The organism is Bradyrhizobium sp. WYCCWR 13022 (assembly GCF_030435535.1).
GTDB lineage: Bacteria > Pseudomonadota > Alphaproteobacteria > Rhizobiales > Xanthobacteraceae > Bradyrhizobium.
In genome coordinates, this window is sequence record NZ_JAUIZJ010000019.1 from 30940 (window position 1) to 49747 (window position 18808).

At 64.7% G+C, this 18808-nt stretch carries 18 protein-coding genes; 12 read left to right on the forward strand and 6 right to left on the reverse strand.

What is annotated here, in order from left to right:
* Positions 1–135: 135 nt before the first annotated feature.
* The 3 genes from QY049_RS25540 to prfA all read left to right on the forward strand — a co-directional run bounded on the left by QY049_RS25540 (position 136) and on the right by prfA (position 5171).
* Complete coding sequence (locus QY049_RS25540; RefSeq protein WP_258764696.1) at positions 136–1392, forward strand: aspartate kinase; 1257 nt, start codon at positions 136–138, stop codon at positions 1390–1392.
* A gap of 368 nt (positions 1393–1760) precedes the next feature.
* On the forward strand, positions 1761–4028 hold the full coding sequence (ptsP, locus tag QY049_RS25545; protein ID WP_194479101.1) for a phosphoenolpyruvate--protein phosphotransferase: 2268 nt from the start codon (positions 1761–1763) through the stop codon (positions 4026–4028).
* A gap of 57 nt (positions 4029–4085) precedes the next feature.
* Entirely contained in the window at positions 4086–5171 is a 1086-nt protein-coding gene (gene prfA, locus QY049_RS25550) for a peptide chain release factor 1 (RefSeq protein WP_194479100.1), read from the forward strand.
* 15 nt (positions 5172–5186) lie between these two features.
* On the opposite strand, the gene QY049_RS25555 is transcribed toward prfA, so the two are convergent.
* Both QY049_RS25555 and QY049_RS25560 read right to left on the reverse strand, forming a co-directional pair.
* On the reverse strand, positions 5187–5666 hold the full coding sequence (locus tag QY049_RS25555; protein WP_258764693.1) for a MarR family winged helix-turn-helix transcriptional regulator: 480 nt from the start codon (positions 5664–5666) through the stop codon (positions 5187–5189).
* Positions 5667–5776: 110 nt separating this feature from the next.
* On the reverse strand, positions 5777–6367 hold the full coding sequence (locus QY049_RS25560) for a hypothetical protein (RefSeq protein ID WP_258764692.1): 591 nt from the start codon (positions 6365–6367) through the stop codon (positions 5777–5779).
* A gap of 250 nt (positions 6368–6617) precedes the next feature.
* Between QY049_RS25560 and QY049_RS25565 the strand changes: the two genes are divergently transcribed.
* The 4 genes from QY049_RS25565 to QY049_RS25580 all read left to right on the forward strand — a co-directional run bounded on the left by QY049_RS25565 (position 6618) and on the right by QY049_RS25580 (position 11475).
* Positions 6618–7952: a substrate-binding protein gene (locus tag QY049_RS25565; RefSeq protein ID WP_258764691.1), complete on the forward strand. Its 1335-nt coding sequence runs from the start codon at positions 6618–6620 to the stop codon at positions 7950–7952.
* Between the two features lie 99 nt (positions 7953–8051).
* Positions 8052–8927: a branched-chain amino acid ABC transporter permease gene (locus tag QY049_RS25570; RefSeq protein ID WP_194479096.1), complete on the forward strand. Its 876-nt coding sequence runs from the start codon at positions 8052–8054 to the stop codon at positions 8925–8927.
* Positions 8928–8938: 11 nt separating this feature from the next.
* Positions 8939–10780, forward strand: a complete 1842-nt coding sequence (locus tag QY049_RS25575) for a branched-chain amino acid ABC transporter ATP-binding protein/permease (RefSeq protein ID WP_258764690.1) — start codon at positions 8939–8941, stop codon at positions 10778–10780.
* Positions 10777–11475, forward strand: a complete 699-nt coding sequence (locus tag QY049_RS25580) for an ABC transporter ATP-binding protein (RefSeq protein WP_194479094.1) — start codon at positions 10777–10779, stop codon at positions 11473–11475. Before QY049_RS25575 ends, QY049_RS25580 begins: the two co-directional genes overlap by 4 nt.
* Here QY049_RS25580 and QY049_RS25585 read toward each other — a convergent pair.
* Positions 11472–11897 carry an HIT family protein gene (locus QY049_RS25585; RefSeq protein ID WP_194479093.1) on the reverse strand — a complete coding sequence of 142 codons (426 nt, stop codon included), beginning with the start codon at positions 11895–11897 and terminating at the stop codon, positions 11472–11474. The two genes, QY049_RS25580 and QY049_RS25585, sit on opposite strands and share 4 nt — an antisense overlap.
* Before the next feature lie 93 nt (positions 11898–11990).
* Here QY049_RS25585 and prmC point away from each other — a divergent pair, with 93 nt between their 5' ends.
* Positions 11991–12887: a peptide chain release factor N(5)-glutamine methyltransferase gene (gene prmC / locus QY049_RS25590; RefSeq protein WP_258764687.1), complete on the forward strand. Its 897-nt coding sequence runs from the start codon at positions 11991–11993 to the stop codon at positions 12885–12887.
* 463 nt (positions 12888–13350) lie between these two features.
* Positions 13351–14148 (forward strand): DUF4167 domain-containing protein, encoded by a 798-nt coding sequence (locus tag QY049_RS25595; protein WP_194479092.1) that lies wholly within the window; start codon positions 13351–13353, stop codon positions 14146–14148.
* Between the two features lie 61 nt (positions 14149–14209).
* Here the strand turns inward: QY049_RS25595 and QY049_RS25600 are convergent, their stop codons facing one another.
* Entirely contained in the window at positions 14210–14953 is a 744-nt protein-coding gene (locus QY049_RS25600) for a methyltransferase domain-containing protein (protein ID WP_194479091.1), read from the reverse strand.
* A 108-nt stretch (positions 14954–15061) separates the two neighbouring features.
* Here QY049_RS25600 and gloB point away from each other — a divergent pair, with 108 nt between their 5' ends.
* The 3 genes from gloB to QY049_RS25615 all read left to right on the forward strand — a co-directional run bounded on the left by gloB (position 15062) and on the right by QY049_RS25615 (position 17033).
* Positions 15062–15829 (forward strand): hydroxyacylglutathione hydrolase, encoded by a 768-nt coding sequence (gloB, locus tag QY049_RS25605; RefSeq protein WP_194479090.1) that lies wholly within the window; start codon positions 15062–15064, stop codon positions 15827–15829.
* A gap of 23 nt (positions 15830–15852) precedes the next feature.
* Positions 15853–16275 carry a cupin domain-containing protein gene (locus QY049_RS25610; protein ID WP_194479089.1) on the forward strand — a complete coding sequence of 141 codons (423 nt, stop codon included), beginning with the start codon at positions 15853–15855 and terminating at the stop codon, positions 16273–16275.
* Positions 16276–16349: 74 nt separating this feature from the next.
* Entirely contained in the window at positions 16350–17033 is a 684-nt protein-coding gene (locus QY049_RS25615; protein ID WP_258764682.1) for a flavin reductase family protein, read from the forward strand.
* Between the two features lie 6 nt (positions 17034–17039).
* Here QY049_RS25615 and QY049_RS25620 read toward each other — a convergent pair whose 3' ends face one another.
* Together QY049_RS25620 and phbB are read right to left on the reverse strand one after the other, a co-directional pair.
* Complete coding sequence (locus QY049_RS25620) at positions 17040–17909, reverse strand: DMT family transporter (protein ID WP_258764681.1); 870 nt, start codon at positions 17907–17909, stop codon at positions 17040–17042.
* A gap of 100 nt (positions 17910–18009) precedes the next feature.
* Entirely contained in the window at positions 18010–18735 is a 726-nt protein-coding gene (phbB, locus tag QY049_RS25625) for an acetoacetyl-CoA reductase (RefSeq protein ID WP_258764680.1), read from the reverse strand.
* Between the last annotated feature and the right edge of the window lie 73 nt (positions 18736–18808).

Consider the following 18808-nt stretch of genomic DNA (forward strand, 5'->3'; position numbering starts at 1 on the left):
TGCCCGGATTGGGCCCTGCAGGAACCCGCTTGCCCCCGGCCCCGCCCCTCTGTATACGCGCGGTCGGTATCCCCCAGGGCATCCGTCCGGCGCGGGTCACCATACTGATCCTCAAGAGGGAATGCACGCGTCGTCATGAGCCGTCTCGTGATGAAATTCGGCGGCACGTCCGTCGCCAACATCGAACGTATCCGCAACGTCGCACGCCATGTGAAGCGTGAGGTCGACGCCGGCCATGAAGTGGCGGTGGTCGTCTCGGCGATGTCGGGCAAGACCAACGAACTGGTGGCCTGGTGCACCGAGGCCTCGCCGATGCACGACGCGCGCGAATACGACGCCGTCGTCGCATCCGGCGAACAGGTGACCTCCGGCCTGCTGGCCATCGTGCTCCAGAGCATGGGTATCCAGGCCCGCTCCTGGCAGGGCTGGCAGATCCCGATCAAGACCAGCGATGCCCATGCCTCGGCCCGGATCGAGGGCATCGACGGCAGCGAGATCATCTCCCGTTTCAAGGATCGCAAGGAGGTCGCCGTCATCGCCGGCTTCCAGGGCATCGATCCCAAGACCAACCGCATCACCACGCTCGGCCGCGGCGGCTCCGACACCTCGGCCGTGGCGGTCGCCGCAGCCGTCAAGGCCGACCGCTGCGACATCTACACGGACGTCGACGGCGTCTACACCACCGATCCGCGAATCGTGCCGAAGGCCAAGAGGCTCGACAAGATCGCGTTCGAGGACATGCTGGAACTGGCTTCCCAGGGCGCCAAGGTGCTGCAGGTGCGCTCGGTGGAACTCGGCATGGTCCACAACATGCCGATCTTCGTCCGCTCGAGCTTCGACAAGCCCGAGGACATCGACCCGCACGCCAACCAGCCGCCCGGCACGCTGATCTGCGGCGAGGAGGAGATCATGGAAAATCACGTCGTCACCGGTATCGCCTTCTCGAAGGACGAGGCCCAGATCTCGGTGCGCCAGATCGAGGACAAGCCCGGCGTCGCCGCGTCGATCTTCGGCCCGCTCGCCGAGGCCAATATCAACGTCGACATGATCGTCCAGAACGTGTCGGAAGACGGCAAGACCACCGACCTGACCTTCACGGTGCCGGCCGCCGACTACGTCAGGGCCAAGGACACGATTACCGCCGCCAAGGCCAAGATCGGCTATGCCAGGCTCGACACCGCGACCGACGTCGCCAAGATCTCGGTGATCGGCAGCGGGATGCGCAGCCATGCCGGCGTCGCCGCCCAGGCGTTTTCAGCCCTCGCCGGACGGAATATCAACATCCGGGCCATTACAACCTCCGAGATCAAGTTCTCGGTTTTGATCGACACCGCCTATACCGAGCTTGCCGTGCGCACGCTGCACACGCTCTACGGCCTCGATCAGGCCTGAAGCGCGACCGTCGTCGCGCTTCAAGTTCTTGTTTGAGCACGGTCTCTCCGGAAAACCGCTTCGCATTTCCGGACCATGCCTGGACTAATTTTCTCTTAGCGGTCGCAGCAAATGCGAAGGTGTACACACCTTCGCGTTTGGCAGGCGTTTTGCTTGGCAAAACAAGCCTCAATTCGCTATACGGCGAACAGGGTGGGCTGCCGCAGACTGTGTCCCAGTTCAGGCCGCTGATTCGGTGCAAGCACTGAATCTCAAGAGGATTTGGGTTTGCGCCTGCGCCGGACAAACAAATTGATTGTTTTTCTGGAATTTTAGGCCAGCCGCCGGCCAATATCGCCGGGCCGGCAGACGGAGGAGATTGACGGTTCATGCGGAGCGCGTCGGGAGGTCCCCGCGTCTTGTTGAGACGGCTCCGCGAAACCATGGCGGAGCAGGTCTCGGCCCAGGAGCGGCTGGACAAGATCGTGGTGCTGATCGCCGCCAACATGGTGGCCGAGGTGTGCTCGGTCTATGTGCTGCGCATCGACAACACCCTCGAGCTCTATGCCACCGAAGGTCTGAACCGCGAGGCGGTGCACCACACCGTGCTGAGCGCCCATGAGGGCCTGGTCGGCCTCGTCGCCAGCGAAGCCACGCCGCTCAATCTGAACGACGCACAGAGCCACCCGGCTTTCTCGTTCCGCCCGGAGACCGGCGAAGAGATCTATCACTCCTTCCTTGGCGTGCCGATCCTGCGCGCCGGCAACACCCTCGGCGTGCTGGTGGTGCAGAACCGCGCCAAGCGCACCTATGTCGAGGAAGAGCTCGAGGCGCTGCAAACCACCGCCATGGTGCTGGCGGAGTTGATCGCCTCCGGCGAGTTGTCCGCGCTGGCCCAGCCCGGCCTGGAGCCGGCCGCGCGCCATTCCACGCAGAAGGCCGGCGCCATTCTCTCGGAAGGCATCGCGCTCGGTCATGTCGTGCTGCACGAGCCGCGCGTCGTCATCAAGGACTATATCGCCGAGGACCTGCCGAAGGAGATCAAGCGGCTCGACGCCGCGCTGGCCAAGCTGCGCTCGGATCTCGACCGCATGCTGGAGCGCGGCGACGTCGCCGAGGGCGGCGAGCACCGCGACGTGCTCGAAGCCTACCGCATGTTCGCCAACGACCAGGGCTGGTCGCACAAGCTGCACGAGGCGGTCGCCACCGGTCTTACCGCGGAAGCTGCGGTCGAGCGCGTCCAGTCCGACACCCGTGCCCGCATGCTGCGCGTGACCGATCCCTACTTGCGCGACCGACTGCACGATCTCGAGGATCTCGGCTATCGCCTGATGCGGCAGCTGGTCGGTCAGGACCATGCGCCCTCGCGCGAGCAGATGCCCGACAATGCCATCGTCATCGCGCGCGCGATGGGCCCGGCGGCGCTGCTCGACTACGACCGCAAGCGCCTGCGCGGCATCGTGCTGGAGGAAGGCACCGCCAACTCCCACGTCTCGATCGTGGCACGCGCGCTCGGCATTCCCGCGGTCGGTGAAGTCCCGAACGCGCCCGGCATTGCCGACCCCGGCGACGCCATCATCGTCGACGGCACTTCGGGCTCGATCTATGTGCGCCCGTCGCAGGAAATCGAAGCGGCTTATGCCGAGCGGGTGCGTTTCCGCGCCCGCCGCCAGGCGCAATATCTGGCGCTGCGCGACCGGCCTTGCGTGACCAAAGACGGCGAGAAGGTCGAGCTGCTGATCAATGCGGGCCTCGCCATCGACCTGCCCCATATCGACGACACCGGCAGCGCCGGCATCGGCCTGTTCCGCACCGAGTTGCAATTCATGGTCGGCCAGAGCCTGCCGCGCACCAGCGACCAGCTCGCGCTCTACCGCGCCGTGCTGGATGCCGCAGGCCAGAAGCCCGTCACTTTCCGCACCCTCGACATCGGGGGCGACAAGGCGCTGCCATACATGGAAACGGTGATCGAGGAGAACCCCGCGCTCGGCTGGCGCGCGATTCGCCTCGGGCTCGATCGTCCCGGCCTGTTGCGCGGCCAGATCCGCGCGCTCTTGCGCGCCGGTGGCGGCCGCGCGCTGCGCATCATGTTTCCGATGATCTCGGAGGTCGCCGAGTTCGATTCGGCGAAGGCCCTGGTCGAGCGCGAGCTGACATATTTGCGGCAGCACGGCCACACGCTGCCGGAGCGCATCGATATCGGCACCATGGTCGAGGTGCCGGCGCTGCTCTATCAGCTCGACGAGCTCCTGAAGAAGGTCGACTTCATCTCGGTCGGCTCGAACGATCTGTTCCAGTTCCTGTTCGCGGTCGACCGCGGCAATGCCAAGGTCTCCGAACGTTTCGACACGATGTCGACGCCGATCCTGCGTGCGCTGCGCGATATCGCGCAAAAGACGCAGGCCGCGAAGAAATCGCTGTCGCTCTGCGGCGAGATGGCCTCGAAACCGATCGGTGCGCTGGCGCTGCTCGCGATGGGCTACCGCTCGCTGTCGCTGTCGGCGACCGCGCTCGGCCCGGTCAAGGCGATGGTGATCGACCTCGACGTCAAGAAGGCCGCAGCGATGCTCGGCCCGCTGCTGGATGCGCCGACCGGCAGCGTCTCGATCCGGCAGAAGCTGACGGAATTTGCCGAGGCCGAGGGCCTGGCGTTGTAGCGGGCCTGCCGCCCGTTCTCGCCCTCTCGCCTCCCTCCGCCATTTGAGACTGAACCGATGTCGTCACTCCCCGAAGCCAAACTGGACGTTCTGCTCGCGCATCACGCTTCGCTCGAAGCCGAATCGCTCGGACAACTCTCGTCCGAACGCTACGTACAGGTCACGCGCGAGCTTGCCGAGATCACCCCGCTGATCGAGGCGGTGAAGACTTATCGCTCAGCCGTCAAAGAGCTCGCCGACACCGAGGCGCTGATCGCCGATCCCGCGACCGATGCCGAGATGCGCAGCATGGCGGAAGCCGAGCGCGACGAGCTCAATCCGAAGATCGAGGAACTGGTCCAGAAGATCCGCATCGCGCTCCTGCCCAAGGACGCCATGGACGACCGCAACGTCGTACTGGAAATTCGCGCCGGCACCGGCGGCGACGAGGCCTCGCTGTTCGCCGGCGATCTGTTCCGGATGTACGAGCGCTTCGCGAGCTTGCAAGGCTGGAAAGTCGAGGTGATCTCGGCGAGCGAAGGCACCGTCGGCGGCTACAAGGAAATCATCGCGGAGGTGCAGGGCCGCGGCGCATTCTCCAAGCTGAAATTCGAATCCGGCGTGCACCGCGTGCAGCGCGTGCCCGACACCGAGACGCAGGGGCGCATCCATACCTCGGCGGCCACGGTCGCCGTGCTGCCGGAAGTCGAGGATGTCGACGTCGAGATCAAGAACGAGGATCTGCGCATCGAGACCATGCGCGCGCAAGGCGCCGGCGGCCAGCACGTCAACAAGACCGAATCGGCGATCCGCATCACCCACATCCCGACCGGCATCGTGGTGATGATGCAGGACAGCCGCTCGCAGCACAAGAACCGCGCCTCCGCCATGAACATCCTGCGTTCGCGCATCTACGACGCCGAGCGGCAGCGCGTCGACGCCGCGCGCTCGGCCGAGCGCAAGGAGAAGGTCGGCTCCGGCGATCGCAGCGAGCGCATCCGCACCTATAACTTCCCGCAAGGGCGCGTCACGGATCACCGGATCAATCTGACGCTCTACAAGCTGCCGCAGGTGATCGCAGGCGAAGCGCTCGGCGAACTCACCGATGCGCTGACCACCGAGCACCAGGCCGCTCAGCTTGCCGCGCAAGGGGCGGCGGCATAACGGGGCCTACGACGCTCAGGCGTCGCCGGGCTCTCCGAACGACTTCAACAGACGGCTCAGCGCCGAGCTCGGGACGCGGCGGAGTTCCTCGAGGTTTTTCCGCGAGAGCGCCTGGAGCTTCTGCTCACCCTTCTTCGCAAGCCTGAGGTGTACGCGTCTGGCGTCTTCGGGATCGGCGACGCGGCTGACCAGTTCCAGCTTTTCGAGCCGGTTGATCAGTTCGACGGCGGAGTGATGCCGGATCAGCAGAAACTTCGCGACGTCTCCGACAGTTGCCGGGCCCGGACGGACAAAGCCCTTGATGCCGAGCAGCGCCTGGTGCTGCGTCGGCGTCAATCCCTGCTTGACGGCAGCCGCCTCGCTGAATGCCAGAAAGCTGCGGATCTGGTAGCGAAACTGCGCCAGCGCTGCGTAATCCGAATCACGCATCGCACTGCCGGTGCGCCTGGCTGACGTCACCACCTTGGACCGCTGCGCCTTCTTCGCCTGAGCCATGCCCCACCTCGACCATGCCGCCCGCCATGGCGGGAGGCTTAGCCTAAAGTAGCAAGCGGCCGCGACCGGACCAACCGGGCGGTGATACCGATGCACATCTATCCGATCGTCTATTCGAAGCTCGAGAGCAGGATCTTCACCAGGATGACCTGAAACGCGATCGGAATTCGCACGCTTTTCCTCCTGACAGACCGCTGCAGCGCGCTGACGATCTCGGTGCTGGTCAACGCGCCAGAGGCTGCGTTGGCGATCAGCTTTTCCCACATCTCGGACAACGAGCCGCCGGACTTGATCACCGGCTTGATGGTGACGCCGCAGCCCTGCGCCCAGTCGACGATTTCCCGTATCGTATGCGGCCCGCAATTGCGCGCGGTCGCGAGGTGCTCGGCGGTCAGCGCGCGCAGCAGATCGCGCGAGGGCGACCAATTCCCCTTCGGCGGCTGCTCGCCGGTGAGCTCGAGCGCGAGCTCTTTCAGGACGTTCTGGGCCCGCACGCCCAATCGCTTCATCGGTGCCGGCGCGCGCTTGGCCTGAACCGCGCCGACGGCGGGTCCGCGCTCACCAGCCGGGCGATTGCGCGGCTCGGACGCGCGAGCGGCATCGCTACCCTCCCCCGAAGGCCGCGCAGCCTCCTTCCGCTCCGTCTCCTGCGGCCAGGCCTGTCGCTTCCGGCTGCCCATCACTGTCGTTTGTCGCGCCATTTCCCTTGCCGAACCCGCCAGCCTCGTACTCACAAAGACTAATATATATCGCGATCCGATATGTTTTCACGACATAATTTCCATCGTTCGACCAAAGGCGAAATTGACAGAAGGCCTTCACAAGCAATGCTTGCGTCCAAGAGCTACACGCGGATGTGACGTGCCCGGCGCGCGCAGGCCTTCGAGGTCGGCCGCCGCCGGACAACTCGTGTTTTGCCTACAAACAAGAATGATGTTCGGAGGAACCACCATGACTGACGATCTCATCCGCCGCGGCCTTTCGCGCCGTGGTCTGCTCCAGACCACCGCAGGTCTCATCGGCGGCTCGGTGCTGCCCGCGATGCCCGCCTTCGCCGAGGACAAGCCGGCGATCGGCACCTATCCCGCGGGCGTATCGGGTTCCACTGCCTTCATCGGAATCTCGGTTCCGCGCACCGGCACATACGCCGTGCAGGGCGAGGACGAGCTCAAGGGCTATCAGCTGGCGATCGAGCACATCAACGAAGGTCACGAGCTGATCAAGAAGATCTCGCCGAAGACCAGCAAGGGCGTGCTCGGCAAGGAACTGAAGTTCGGCGTCGCGGATTCCGCGGCGAAGCCCAACGAAGCCGTGCAAGCGCAGCAGCGCTTCATCAGCGAGAACAAGGCGATCATGATCACGGGCGGCACGTCGAGCGCCGTCGCCGTGGCGTTGAACAAGCTGGCCCAGCGCGAGCATGTGCTGTTCGTGTGCGGCATCTCCGGCTCGAACGACACCACCGGCAAGGACTGCGTGCGCTACGGCGTTCGCCAGAACTTCTTCGGCCAGACTGCTGCGGCGGCGATCGGCCCGGTGATGGTGCGGGAGTTCGGCAAGGGCAAGAAGGCCGCGTATCTGACCCCCGACTACACCTACGGCCACACCGTCACCAAGTCGATGCAGGACTTCCTCGCGACAGCCGGATGGACCACCGTCACCAACCAGGTCGCCCCGCTCGGCGCGCCTGACTATTCCTCGTATCTGCTCAATGTCGCCAACTCCGGCGCCGACGTGCTCATCAACGTGAACTGGGGCCATGACGCGGTGCTGTCGACCCAGCAAGCCAAGCAGTTCGGCGTGCTCGACAAGATGAAGCTGGTGGTTCCCTACCAGGTGCCCTTCATCGCGCGCGAGACCGGCGGCCTGATGCAGGGCGTATTTGCCGCGACCGATTACTGGTGGACGATCGAAGACAAGTTCCCGCTTGCCAAGATGTTCAACGAGGCCTTCGAGAAGAAGTACGGCTACAAGCCGGAATGGGGCGCGGAGAACGCCTATGTCAGCTTCGCGCACTGGGCCCACATGTGCGAGGAAGCCGGCAGCTTCAATCCGCCGGACGTGATCAAGGCCTACGAGAAGGGCGAAACGATCCCCTCGCTCGTCGGCGACGTGCACTACCGTCCCGAGGATCACCAATGCGTTCGCCCGGTCATCATCGTCAAGGGCAAGCAGCAGAAGGACATGAAGAGCAAGGAAGACTGGTACGACGTCGTCGAGATCGTTCCGGGTGAAGGCCTGATGCAGAAGCCCGACGCGTTCGGCTGCCATCTCGGCGACTACACCTGAGCCCGAGCTAACCCCTGTGACGCCGTAGGCCACCCTCTGGACCTGCGGCGTCACCTTTTTTGACGCAGCTCAAACGCGCGTCACAACGGCGATCGTCGCATGATCAGTTGGCCTAACCTCGTTTCGCAGCTTTTCAACGGGCTCGCGCTCGGCGCTCTGCTCGCGCTGATCAGCTCCGGCCTGACCATCATCTACGGCACCCTCGGCGTGCTCAACCTCGCGCATGGCGCGATGTTCATGATCGGCGGCTATGCCGGCTACGTCACCTACCAGTACACGGAATCGTTCATCCTCGCCGTCATCGCTGGCTCGCTGTTCGTGATGCTGCTCGGCGTGGTGATGGAACGCGTCATTATCCGCCATTTCTATCACCGGCCGCACGAGGACCAACTGCTGGTGACGTTCGGGCTCGGCATCTGCTTCGTCGAGATCGTGCGGCTGATCTTCTCGAGCCAGTCGCTGGTGGTGCCGCCGCCGGCGCTGTTCCAGGGCATCACCAATCTCGGCTTCATGTTCTATCCGACCTACCGCCTCGCCGTGGTCGGCATCGTCGCGATTGCGCTCGGCGCGCTGTTCATCGTGCTCTACCGGACCCGCCTCGGCATGATCGTGCGCGCCGGCATCGAGGACTCGGTGATGGTCGATTCGCTCGGGATCAACGTCTACCAGGTCTTCATGGTGGTGTTCGGCATCGGCGCGATGGCCGCAGGCTTTGCCGGCATCGTCAACGCGCCGGTGGTGTCGCTGACCCCTGGCGTCGGCGACGACATTCTCGTCGAGACCTTCGTCGTGGTGGTGATCGGCGGCGTCGGCTCGTTCCCCGGCGCGATCCTCGGCGGCCTGATCGCAGGCGAGATCATCAGCGTCACCTCCATGTTCAACCCCGGTTACGCCTATGTGATGCTGTTTGCGGCAATGACGCTCGTGCTCGTGGTGCGACCGCATGGCCTGCTCGGCGTGCAGGGCCGCGAATAAGTGATCCGCCGATGCTCAAGCAACGCCCGTTCCTGATCGAGACACTGACGGCCATCGGCCTGATCGTGGCTCCCTTCGTACTGCCCCATCTCGGCTTCGCACCGAACACGGTGAACCGGATCCTGGTCTGGGGCCTGTTCGGCCTCGGCTTCGACATCCTGTTCGGATTCACCGGCCTGTTGTCGTTCGGCCAGTCCGCCTTCTACGGCACCGGCGGCTTCGTCGCCGCATACCTATTGACCCGCACCGGCTTCAGCAACGTGCTGGGCGCGCTGGTCATCGGCATGATTGCAGCGGCAGCGACCGGCTATCTGATCGGCCTGATCGCACTGCGCCGCACCGGCATCTACTTCGCCATGATCACCGTGGCGATCGCGGAGGTGTTCTTCTTCGTCGAATTCAATCCGCTCTCGGATTTCACCGGCGGCGAGAACGGGCTACCGGGCGTACCGACGCCGAGTTTCAATCTCGGCTTCACCACCATCCATTTCACCAATGGTTGGTCGCTCTATCAGTTCATCGCGCTGTGCTATTTCGTCGGCGTCATCATCGCACTCCGGATCGTGCGCTCGCCGGTCGGCGCCATCTTCAGCGCGATCAGGGACAATCCGCTGCGCGCCACCGCGGTCGGCCACAACATCCACGGCTACAAGCTGACCGCCTTCGTGATCGCCGCCGCTTACGCGGGTTTCGCCGGCGGCCTGCTCGGCGTGCTCCAGGCCTTCATGCCGCCCGACGCCTTCACGTTCGACACCTCCGGCCAGCTCGTGATGCAGACCGCGATCGGCGGCCGCGGCACGCTGTTCGGGCCGCTGGTCGGCGCGACCGTCTGGCTATTCCTGCAGGATTTCCTCCAGTCCGCACTTGGGCTGGGAGCGGCCTGGAAGCTCGTGCTCGGCGTCGTATTCGTGCTGCTGGTCTGCTTCCTCCGGGGCGGCATCGTCGGCGGCCTCGTCGATCTCTACGGCCTCGTCTCGGGCAGGCGCGCCCGTAAGGCTGCCGAGAGCGAGGAGGCCGAGGTCGAGACGCCTCAGCAAGCGCCGCCTGCCCCGATGCAGGCCAAGGAGGTCGAACACCCCGCCTATTCCGGGCCGATCCTGAAAGCCACCGGCCTCACCAAGCGCTATGGCGGCCTCGTCGCCAACAGTGACATTGATTTCAGCGTCAATCAGGGCGAATTGCGCGGCATCATCGGTCCCAACGGCGCCGGCAAATCGACCTTCTTCAAGATGCTGACCTGCGAGATCGCGCCGACCTCCGGCCAGATCGTCTTCGAAGGGCGCGACATCACGGGATTGAAGGTCACGGACGTCTGCCAGCTCGGGCTGACCAAGAGCTACCAGGTCAACCAGCTCTTTACCGGCCTGACGGTGCGTCAGAACCTGACGATCGCCGCCCTCGCCGAGCTGCGCGGCAAATTCCGGCTCGACCTGTTTCGCTCGCTCGCCGGCGTCAAAGGCCTGACGGAGCAGGTGGCGCACACGCTCGCGCTGGTCAACCTGACCCGGCGCGCCGACACGCCTGTCTCCGAGCTCGCCTATGGCGAGAAGCGCAGGCTTGAGATCGGGCTTGCGCTGGCGACGTCACCGCGCCTGCTCCTGCTCGACGAGCCGCTCGCCGGCATGAGCCCGCGCGAGCGCGTCGAGACCGTCAAGCTGCTCAAGTCGATCGCGCGCGGCCGAACCATGATCATCATCGACCACGACATGGATTCGCTGTTCGAGCTGGTCGAACGTGTGACGGTGCTCCAGGAGGGCAAGGTGCTGATCTCGGGAACGCCCGAGGAAATCAAGAATAACGCGGCCGTGCAGGAAGCCTATCTCGGCGGCGTGCATGGGGAGATCGCCGCATGAGCCTGATCGAGGTCAACGGCCTGAACAGCTATTACGGCGATTCCCACATCCTGTTCGACGTCGACCTGCATGTCGAGCGTCACGAGGTGGTGGCGCTGCTCGGCCGCAATGGCGCCGGCAAGAGCACCACGCTGAAGAGCCTGATGGGCGTGGTGACGCCGCGCAGCGGCAGCGTGAAGTTCGACGGCACCGATGTCGCCGGCCGCAGGAGCCACAAGATCGCGCAGGCGGGCATGCAGCTCGTCCACGAGGAGCGTCGCATCTTCGGCAGCCTGTCGGTCGAGGAGAACATCCTTCTCGCCGGCATCACCGCGCCAAAGCGCTGGCCGCTCGGGCGCATCTACGAGATGTTTCCGCGGCTGAAGGAGCGGCGCGGCAACCGCGGCACCGAGCTCTCCGGCGGCGAGCAGCAGATGCTGGCGATCGCACGCGCCTTGGTTCGCGATCCCAAGATCGTGCTGCTGGACGAGCCATTCGAGGGACTCGCGCCCGTCATCGTCCACGATCTCGTCAAGGCCTGCCGCGAGCTCGCCGCCGCCGGCCAGACCATCGTGCTGGTCGAGCAGAATCTGGCGGCGACGCTGGCGCTGGCGACGCGGATCTACATCATCAACAACGGCCATATCGTCCACGAGGGGCCGGCGCAGGAGCTCAAGGCCCAGCCAGAGCTGCTGCAGCGCTATCTCGGCGTTTAGCTCCCAATTGCCACAATCATCCGCTTGGCGTGATCTGCGAGCACGGCCATGTCTTCCTTGCGCGTCTGCGCGGGCAGCAGCTCGACGCCGGCCCTGACCGGCATGACGTGCATGTGCAGATGAAACACCACCTGCCCGCTGGCCGGCTCGCTGAACTGCTGGAGGATGATCCCTTCCGCGTCGAACGCCTTCATGCCCGCAACCGCGATCCGCTTGGCGGTCCGGGCCACCGCGGCAAGATCGTCGTCGGCAATGTCGAGAATGCCGCGCGCCGGCGCCCTCGGAATCACCAGCGTATGCCCGGGCGAGCGCGGCATGATGTCGAGGAAGGCGAAGCTGCGGTCGTCCCTGAACACCTCGAAACAGGGAATCTCGCCGCGCAGGATCTTGGCGAAGACGTTCTGACTGTCATAGGCGTTCATTGACGTTCTCCTTTGCAGCGCGGTGCGCGATCAAACGCGCTCCTTTCCATTGACGCAAGCAAGGCCGCCGATCTATCCACGATGCCAGGCAGGATGGTTCCCTTGGCGACAGGTTTCGATTCCGGACACAGCATCGAGAGCGCGCGGCGCGCGCTCACGACGCGGCTGCAAGCAGCGGGTATCGAAGAACCCTCCCTCGATGCACGCCTGCTCGTCGGCGCCGCGCTGGGGCTCGATCTGACCGGGCTGATCACGCAGGCGACGCGGCAACTCTCGCTGGACGAGGCAGCGCGGCTCGAGGGATACGCGCAGCGCAGACTCGCGCGCGAGCCGGTCGCTCGCATTCTCGGCATGCGGGAATTCTGGGGCCTGTCGTTCCGACTGTCCGAGGCTACGCTGGTGCCGCGGCCGGATACCGAGACCGTGGTCGAGCTGGCGCTCGAGATTTTTCGCGAGCTGGCGATCGCTGGGCGGCGACCCCGCATCGCCGATATCGGCACCGGGTCCGGCGCGATCCTGCTCGCGCTGCTGCACGAGATTCCCGATGCGTTTGGCGTCGGCACCGATCTCAGCCTGACCGCGCTTCATACCGCCAGAGGCAATGCCGCCGCCCTCGGCCTTGCCGACCGTGCCGGCTTCGTCGCCTGCTCCTACGCGGCGGCGCTCTCGGGTCCGTTCGATCTGATCGTGTCGAACCCGCCCTATATCCCCGCAGGGGAAATTCCGAAACTCGGCATCGAGGTGCGCGAGCACGATCCGCATCTGGCGCTCGACGGCGGCAATGACGGTTACGACGCCTACCGCGTCCTGATCCCGCAGGCGGCCGAGCGGCTCGTCCCCGGCGGCGCCCTGATCGTCGAGGCCGGACAGGGCCAGGCCGCGGATATTGAAACCTTGATGGCAGCTGCCGCGTTATCGATCGACCGGCCGCCCAAGGCCGACCTGGCAGGCATTCCCAGGGCCGTCTCGGCCCGAAAAATGCCCCCATAAAAGCCGGATTGGGCTCTAAAAAACCTCTTGGAATATCCCGTGGGAACGACTACGTTCCGGTCAACACATCGGTGCCGGCCCCGTAGACCTACGGGCGAAAGCCGGGCTCTCGGGCGAGAGCTTTACTGATTATAGGTTCCAAGCCGCAGGTCCTGTTGAGCGCGATGGCCAGAGGCGCCGCGCTGCTCTCCGACCGCAAAGTGAACGAAAGCCTGATATTGCGCTTGAAGACTTACGCAGCAAAGCTGGGCTTGTTTCGGCAAGCGATATGAATGGGTTCGCTGGCAATGAATGCTGGCGGGTGGGGAACGCGTCTTTGTTGAACGCGACGGTCGACGAACATTGGCAGGGTTCAATCCGCTCCAGCGCGCGGTGCGCGCGAGGCTTGTGAACCGCTGTCACCAGGTCACTCCTAGCAATCAGTAATGCGTGCAACCTTTAGGGCTGGAATTAAAGGCAGGACATGAGAAACGGTCAGAACAAGCAGCGGATGCGCAACCGCAATAACAACAACAATAACAACAACCGGCGTGGCCAGAACCCGATGACCCGGGTCTACGAATCGAACGGCCCCGACATCAAGATCCGCGGCACCGCCTCCCACATCGCCGAAAAATATCTCCAGCTTGCGCGTGATGCGCGCTCCTCGGGCGACCCGGTCGCCGCCGAAAACTACTACCAGCATGCCGAGCACTATTTCCGCCTGATCGCAGCGGCGCAGGAACAGTTCCGCCAGAGCCAGCAGCCGCGCGGCGACGAGCCCATCAGCACCAGCAGCGACGATAGCGATGACGACGGCGAGAATTTCTCGGCGTTCGGCCAGGAGCCCGGCTTCGTTCCGCAGCCACCCCAGCAGCAGCAGCCCTTCATGCGCGACCGCGACGGCCAGCGCGATCACCAGCGCGACTATCAGCAGCGCGACAATCGCGATAGCCAGCAGCCCTATCAGCGCGACCAGCAGCAGCCGCGCGAGCACCGCGAACGCGACCATCGTCCGCAGCCGCAGTATCATCAGCAGCCGCAACCGCAGAACCAGCCGCAGCCCGTCGTCGCCGACGCCGGCAGCGTCGATCGCCTGCCGTCCTTCATCACCGGCGCACAGCCGCAGACGAACGGTGCGCCCGGCGGCTTCGAAGGTGGCAATGGTGGCGGCGGTGGCGAGCGCTATCCGCGACGGCGCCGCCGGCCGCATGGCGGTCCGCGCCCCGAGCGCGAGGCCGCTCCGGCCGCGACCAGCGACGATCTCGCCCCCGGCGAGTAAGCCGCACCCATCCCCGATCTCATGGACTGCTTCGTCCCGGCTTCGCCGGGACGATTTGTTTTCAGGTCCGCGTTACAGTCGTCGAGGACGGCACCAGCACCGGCTTCAGCGAAGGGATCAGCCGCGCCCGTTCGCGCTTGGCGGGGATCGCACGATAGACCTGCTTGGTCGCTTCGACGATGTGGACGCCTGCGAACGGCAGCGAGAGCGCAGCGCCCGCTCGCTCCCACATCTGCGCCGATTTGAGCACCCAGCGGCCCGCATAAGGCGGCATGAACAATGCCTCGCCCCAGCCGGTCGGCGTGAACCAGGTCTGGCGCAACAGGTCCGTGATCTGCGAGCGCGAATAGGGTCGGCCGTGGCCGAACGGCGTATTGTCGCTGCGTGTCCACACCCCGCGCCGGTTCGGGATCACAGCGATGACGCGCCCGGACGGCGAGAGCACCCGCCAGACCTCCCGCAGCAGCGCGGCGGGATCATCCGACATCTCGAGCGCATGAACCAGCAGGATACGGTCCACCGCAGCGTCGGGGAGCGGCAGTGAGAACTCGTCGACCAGCGTGGCCAGCGCGGGCCGCCCCGTGGGCCATTTCAACACGCCCTGGGCCGCCGGCATGAAGGCGATGCAGCGCTCGGCGTCTTCGCGAAACAGCCCGAGATAGGGCGTCGGATAGCCTACGCCAAGCACGCGCTGGCCCTCGGCGCCCGGCCAGCGCTGCCTGATGCCGCGATTGATCATCTGCCGCGCCACGATACCGAGGCGGCGGGAATAGAACTCGCGAAGGTCGACGACGTCGATGGTCATGACGGCAATGTAACATGCACAGGGCGCTCGCCGCGCGCTGAATATTGCATTGCCTGCGCAACGTTAACGCCATATTTGTCTGGCGGGGCTGAGCGCGATGGAGATGTCATGGCCGCCGAAATTCGTACTTTCACCTGTTTAAACGACAATTTCGGTTATCTGATCCACGATGTGGAAACCAAGGCAACGGCGTCGATCGACGCCCCCGAGGCCGGTCCCATCATCAAGGCGCTGGAGCGGGAGGGCTGGCAGCTCACCGACATCCTGATCACCCATCATCATGGCGATCATGTCGGCGGCGTCGCCGAGCTCAAGCGGAAATACGATTGCCGCGTCGTCGCGCCGCACGACAAGACGACGAAGATTGCCGATGTCGATTTGCGCGTCGCCAATGGGGACGTGGTCAAGGTCGGCTCGCTGCTGGGGCGCGTGCTGGAAACGCCCGGCCATACGCTCGACCACATCTCCTACGTGTTCGACACCGAGAAGACGCTGTTCGCCGCCGATACGCTGTTCTCGATCGGCTGCGGCCGCGTGTTCGAGGGCAACTATCCGATGATGTGGGACTCGCTGTTGAAGCTGCGGGCACTGCCCGACGACTTCAAGCTCTATTGCGGCCACGAGTACACGGCGTCCAACGTCAAATTCGCTCTCACGGTGGAGCCCGACAATGCGGCGCTGCAGGCGCGCGCGGCCGAGGTTGCGAAGCTGCGAGCGGACAACAAGCCGACGATTCCCTCACTGCTTGGTGATGAGAAGCGAGCAAACGTGTTCCTCCGCGCTGATGAACCGTCGGTCGCAGCCAGGCTACACATGAAGGGCGCGGAGGCCGCCGCGGTGTTCGGCGAGCTGCGCGAGCGCAAGAACAAGTCCTGAAGATTAAATCCTGACGGGGATCGATGCCGACCGCAGCCGAGATCATCGCGCGCCTCGAACTCCGCCCGCACCCCGAGGGCGGGCACTATCGCGAAACCTTTCGCGACCAGACCACCGACGCCAACGGCCGCTCACGCTCGACCCTCATCTATTTCCTGCTCGCGCGCGGCGAGCGCTCGCACTGGCATCGCATCGATGCGGTCGAGACCTGGCATTATTACGCCGGCAGCCCGCTGACGCTGCGCATCGCCCATGAGGGATGCTCGCAGCACGAGGTGCGCCTCGGCACCGATCTTGTCGGCGGCGAGCGGCCGCAGGCGATCGTACCGGCGGATGCATGGCAGATGGCGGAGACGTCAGGCGAGTGGACGCTGGTCGGCTGCACCGTGGCCCCCGCTTTCGAGTTTGCAAAGTTCGAGCTCGCGCCGAAGGGCTGGGAGCCTTGATCTCAATCTGAAATCGGGTGGGTTCGATCGGCTTCCCCCACTACGACAGCGCTTCCAATCAAAAGGAGCGCATGATGCACGGAACACTCGGTCCCGCTGCCGTCCAGATCGACCCGGCCATTCTGTATTTCGGAACGCCGGTCGTCCTGATCGGATCGACCAATGACGACGACTCTCACAATCTCGCACCGATGTCCTCGGCGTGGTGGGTTGGATGGCGCTGCATGTTGGGGCTCGCGCGCAATTCGAAGACCACCGAGAACATGATTCGCACCGGCGAATGCGCGCTCAATCTGCCCTCGGCCAATCTCGTCGGCGCCGTCGACCGCCTCGCGCGCACCACGGGCTCCAACCCTGTACCGCCTGGAAAACTCTATCGCGGCTATCGGCACGAGAAGGACAAGTTCGAGCTCAGCAGCCTGACGGCATTGGCGAGCGAAACGATCCGGGCGCCGCGCGTGGCCGAGTGCCCGGTGCAGATGGAAGCGAAGGTCGCTCATGTGCGCGAGATGGCGCAGGACGATGCAGCCTGGGGCGGCAATCTCACTGCGATCGAGGTCCGCATTACCCGCGTGCACGCGCATCCCGACATCATGATGGATGGCTCAAGCAACCGTATCGATCCTGACAAATGGCGGCCGCTGATCATGAGCTTTCAGGAGTTTTATGCCCTGACGCCGCAACGCTTGCAGCGCTCCGAGCTTGGACAGATCCCGGAGGCGATGTACCGGCCTCCGGGCTGGCAGCCGGCGCGTTGATGCGCTTCAGCGCTTCCGCAGCACCATGTCCTTGGCTGCGATCAGGCCGCCACCGGCGATCAGGATCGCGGCGACAGCAATGTTGGCGCTGGCTTTGGCGAAGCCGGCGGCGATGAGGAAGCCGGTCGACAGCAGCGGCGTCGCGTAAGACGCGGCGCCGAGAACGCGAATATCACCGCGCTTCATGCCGATATCCCAGGCGTAGAAGGCCGCGCCGACGGGACCGATGCCGAGCCCGACCACCGCAAGCCATTGCAACATGGTCTCGGGCCAAACCGTGGTCTCCAGTCCAGCATGCATCAGCGCGGCGAGCGCCGATGTGGCGAGGCAGAAGCCTGCGACTGCGTCGGTCGGGACAGCCTTCAATCGCCGCGACAAGACCGAATAGGCGGCCCAGACAAAGGCGGCGATGAACGCTGCGATCAATCCCGGCACGGCGCCCGGCGCGAAGCCCGACGTATTGCCGGCAAACAGCAGCACGGTGCCGACGAGGCCGAGCACGGCACCGATGATGTGATGCACGGCCAAGCGCTCGCCCGGAAGGAAGGACGAGAACAGCACGATCAGCAGCGGCCACATGTAGTTGAGAAGTCCGGCTTCGGCCGGCGGCGCGAAACGCAGCGCGAGGAAATACAGCGCATGATAGCCGAACAGGCCACCGACGCCGACGACCCAGACGACCAGCGGCTGACGCAGGCTCTTCGCGGCGTCGCCGCGGCCAATCCAGGTCAGCAGCCCAACGAGACCGCCGATCGCAAACGTCATGGCGGCAAGCTGAAAGGCCGGGATCTTGCCGGTGGCCACCGTCATCACCGACAGCAGCGACCACATCAGGATCGCGGTCAGCCCGATCAGGGTGGCGGTGCGCGGGGTCATGAATCACAAGGCTCTGAGGACGCTTATGCCCGGCACGAGGCCGGGCATTTGCGTCTTCACTATCGCCTTGTCATGCCCAACGCTACAAGCTTGATTCCTGTCAGGCCTGATACTGGCCACCGTTGATGGACAGCGTCGATCCCGTGATGAAGCCGGCTTCGTCGGCCGCCAGGAACACGACCGCGCGCGCGATCTCCTCTGGCTCGCCGAGCCGGTTGACCGGGATCTGCGGGATCACGTTTTTCTCCAGGACGTCCTTCGGCACCGCCTGGACCATTTCGGTGTTGATGTAGCCGGGGCAGATCGCATTCACTGTGATGCCGCCCTTGGCGTTCTCGAGCGCGAGCGCCTTGGTGAAACCGATATCGCCGGCCTTCGCCGCGGAATAGTTGACCTGGCCGAACTGGCCCTTCTGGCCGTTGATCGACGAGATCGAGATGATACGGCCGAACTTGCGGGCACGCATGCCCTCGATCACCTGGCGCGTCATGTTGAACAGCGAACCGAGATTCGTGTTGATGACGGCGTTCCACTGCTCGAGCGTCATCTTGTGGAAGGCGGTGTCGCGCGTGATGCCGGCATTGTTGACGAGCACCTCCACCGGTCCGAGATCGGCCTCGACCTTCTTCACGCCCTCGGCGCAGGCATCGAAGCTGCTGACGTCCCATTTGTAGACGGCAATACCGGTCTCGGCCTTGAACTTCTCCGCCGCCGCGTCGTTGCCGGCATAGCTCGCCGCAACCCTGTAGCCGGCCGCCTTCAAACCCTTGCTGATCGCAGCACCGATGCCCCGCGTACCACCCGTGACCAATGCAACACGTGCCATATCGTATTCCTTCCCTTGGACTCTTCGGACGTTTCTGACGTGATCGTTTTTTAGTGGTGGATTATGCGGCTGC

Coding starts and splice junctions, on each gene's coding strand:
- prfA (WP_194479100.1), top strand. CDS start 4,086: ATGTCGTCACTCCCCGAAGCCAAACTGGACGTTCTGCTCGCGCATCAC.
- QY049_RS25585 (WP_194479093.1), bottom strand. CDS start 11,897: ATGAACGCCTATGACAGTCAGAACGTCTTCGCCAAGATCCTGCGCGGC.
- QY049_RS25620 (WP_258764681.1), bottom strand. CDS start 17,909: ATGACCCCGCGCACCGCCACCCTGATCGGGCTGACCGCGATCCTGATG.
- QY049_RS25595 (WP_194479092.1), top strand. CDS start 13,351: ATGAGAAACGGTCAGAACAAGCAGCGGATGCGCAACCGCAATAACAAC.
- phbB (WP_258764680.1), bottom strand. CDS start 18,735: ATGGCACGTGTTGCATTGGTCACGGGTGGTACGCGGGGCATCGGTGCT.
- QY049_RS25610 (WP_194479089.1), top strand. CDS start 15,853: ATGCCGACCGCAGCCGAGATCATCGCGCGCCTCGAACTCCGCCCGCAC.
- QY049_RS25540 (WP_258764696.1), top strand. CDS start 136: ATGAGCCGTCTCGTGATGAAATTCGGCGGCACGTCCGTCGCCAACATC.
- QY049_RS25575 (WP_258764690.1), top strand. CDS start 8,939: ATGCTCAAGCAACGCCCGTTCCTGATCGAGACACTGACGGCCATCGGC.
- QY049_RS25560 (WP_258764692.1), bottom strand. CDS start 6,367: ATGGCGCGACAAACGACAGTGATGGGCAGCCGGAAGCGACAGGCCTGG.
- prmC (WP_258764687.1), top strand. CDS start 11,991: ATGGTTCCCTTGGCGACAGGTTTCGATTCCGGACACAGCATCGAGAGC.
- QY049_RS25580 (WP_194479094.1), top strand. CDS start 10,777: ATGAGCCTGATCGAGGTCAACGGCCTGAACAGCTATTACGGCGATTCC.
- QY049_RS25615 (WP_258764682.1), top strand. CDS start 16,350: ATGCACGGAACACTCGGTCCCGCTGCCGTCCAGATCGACCCGGCCATT.
- gloB (WP_194479090.1), top strand. CDS start 15,062: ATGGCCGCCGAAATTCGTACTTTCACCTGTTTAAACGACAATTTCGGT.
- QY049_RS25555 (WP_258764693.1), bottom strand. CDS start 5,666: ATGGCTCAGGCGAAGAAGGCGCAGCGGTCCAAGGTGGTGACGTCAGCC.
- QY049_RS25600 (WP_194479091.1), bottom strand. CDS start 14,953: ATGACCATCGACGTCGTCGACCTTCGCGAGTTCTATTCCCGCCGCCTC.
- QY049_RS25565 (WP_258764691.1), top strand. CDS start 6,618: ATGACTGACGATCTCATCCGCCGCGGCCTTTCGCGCCGTGGTCTGCTC.
- ptsP (WP_194479101.1), top strand. CDS start 1,761: ATGCGGAGCGCGTCGGGAGGTCCCCGCGTCTTGTTGAGACGGCTCCGC.
- QY049_RS25570 (WP_194479096.1), top strand. CDS start 8,052: ATGATCAGTTGGCCTAACCTCGTTTCGCAGCTTTTCAACGGGCTCGCG.